Below are 644 nucleotides of genomic sequence, written 5' to 3'. Positions count from 1 at the left end.
AACTATATGGATGCCATAAAGGCTAATTCTGGAAGGTATAAAGTGGAAAATGCAGGGATTAATTCTCCCTATTCAGATTATGGAACTACCATTTATAACAATAAAATCGTATTTGCCTCTGCAAGAGATACTGGAAGCTTAGGTCATAGAAAACATACTTGGACTGGACAATTCTTTACAAAATTATATCTGGCAGATGTTGGAGAAGAAATGAGTTTGGGTAGCCCTGCCAAGTTTGAAAAGTCAATAAACTCTAAATTTAACGAATCAACTCCAGTATTCACTAAAGATGGAAAAACTATCTATTTCACAAGAAATAACTATCTCGACGGAAAAAAAGGAAAAGACGGAAATGACAATACCTTAATAAAAATATACAAAGCTAGTTTAGAAGATGAAAAATGGGTGAATATTACTGAACTTCCATTCGACAGTGATAATTACAGTACGGCCCATCCTGTTTTAAGTAATGATGAAAAAACAATGTATTTCGTTTCTGATATGCCCGGAACTATAGGGCTTTCTGATTTATTTAAAGTACAAATAAATGAGGACGGAACTTTTGGTAACCCTGTAAATTTAGGTCGCCCAATCAATACGGAAGGAAGAGAAACATTTCCATTTGTAAATGACGACAACGAAAT

At 34.0% G+C, this 644-nt stretch carries 1 pseudogene; it reads left to right on the top strand.

The window, feature by feature from the left end:
• Positions 1 to 644, top strand: a pseudogene (locus CXF59_RS00110) (PD40 domain-containing protein); the annotation flags it as partial.

It is taken from the genome of Flavobacterium sp. ALD4 (assembly GCF_002836475.1).
Lineage (GTDB): Bacteria > Bacteroidota > Bacteroidia > Flavobacteriales > Flavobacteriaceae > Flavobacterium.
The sequence above is the reverse complement of the archived record's forward strand: the minus strand, read 5'-3'. Positions and strand labels throughout refer to the sequence as shown.